The organism is Aquiflexum sp., from assembly GCF_977115555.1.
The window spans coordinates 1-1,458 of record NZ_CDSBKL010000640.1; the positions used below are offsets into that span (position 1 = coordinate 1).

1 protein-coding gene is annotated in these 1,458 nt (G+C 40.8%); it reads left to right on the plus strand.

What is annotated here, in order from left to right; translation table 11 throughout:
* Positions 1-110 precede the first annotated feature (110 nt).
* Positions 111-1,391, plus strand: coding sequence for a phosphopyruvate hydratase (eno, locus tag ACZFYI_RS20340; protein ID WP_462525945.1), 1,281 nt, complete (start codon positions 111-113; stop codon positions 1,389-1,391).
* The last annotated feature ends 67 nt before the right edge of the window (positions 1,392-1,458 follow it).

Genomic DNA, 1,458 nt, shown 5'->3' on the forward strand with positions numbered 1-1,458 from the left:
CTGTACAATACGATCCTGAGTCCTCTCCCGGACCACACGATTCAAGGTATCTATTTGACGATTTTATCTCTTTAATCAATAAAAATTAAAACTCTTAAACCTTTAACATTATGACATTGATTCAATCGATTCATGCAAGACAAATTTTAGATTCCCGTGGAAACCCAACAGTCGAAGTAGATGTGTACACTGAAAATGGAGCATTCGGAAGGGCTGCAGTTCCCAGTGGCGCTTCGACCGGAATCAATGAGGCCGTTGAACTCCGTGACGGTGATAAAAGCAAATATCTAGGAAAAGGCGTTTTGAAAGCCGTTTCTAATGTCAATGATATCATTGCTCCGGAGTTGGTAGGTATGGATGTTTTTGAGCAAAACCTTATCGATGAAATCATGATTGGTCTTGACGGAACCCCTAACAAAAGTAAACTCGGAGCAAATGCAATCCTTGGTGTGTCATTGGCAGTAGCTAAAGCTGCAGCAATGGAATCAGGTCAACCACTATACCGTTATATCGGTGGCGTAAATGCAAATACTCTTCCTGTACCAATGCTAAACATCATCAATGGTGGTTCGCATTCTGATGCTCCTATTGCTTTCCAAGAATTCATGGTAAGGCCTGTCGGTGCTTCAAGTTTTTCGGAAGCCATCAGAATGGGTGCGGAAATTTTTCACCATCTGAAGAAAATCCTTCATGACAAAGGACTTAGTACCGCGGTAGGGGATGAAGGTGGTTTTGCTCCAAATTTCTCAGGTGGAACCGAAGAAGCTTTGGCATGTATTCTTGATGCCATCAAAAATGCAGGCTACAAAGCAGGTGAGGATGTGACTATTGCTTTGGATTGTGCAGCCTCAGAATTTTTCAAAGATGGTAAATATGATTACAAAAAATTTGAAGGAGAATCCGGAAAGACAAGAACCCGTGAGGAGCAGGTAGCATACCTTACTGAACTTTCTGAAAAATATCCTATCGATTCCATTGAGGATGGCTTTGCAGAAGAAGATTGGCAAGGATGGGCTATGTTGACCGCAAAAATCGGTGACAGAGTTCAGTTGGTTGGTGATGATCTATTTGTCACCAATGTGAAGTTTCTTCAAAGAGGTATTGAAGAAAAGTCTGCCAACTCTATTCTGGTGAAAGTAAATCAAATCGGAACACTTACTGAAACACTGAATGCCATTTCCCTTGCCCATAATGCAGGATTTACAGCGGTGATGTCTCATAGATCAGGTGAAACTGAAGATTCCACAATTGCTGATTTGGCAGTGGCTGTAAATTGCGGACAGATCAAAACCGGTTCTGCTTCCCGTTCTGATAGGATGGCAAAATACAATCAATTGCTAAGAATTGAAGAACAGTTGGGTGAGTCTGCCAGATTTCCTAAGAAAAAATAATCTTGAAAAGATTTAAGGATTTGTAATCAAAAAAAGCAGCTGAAAAGCTGCTTTTTTTTGTCTTTTT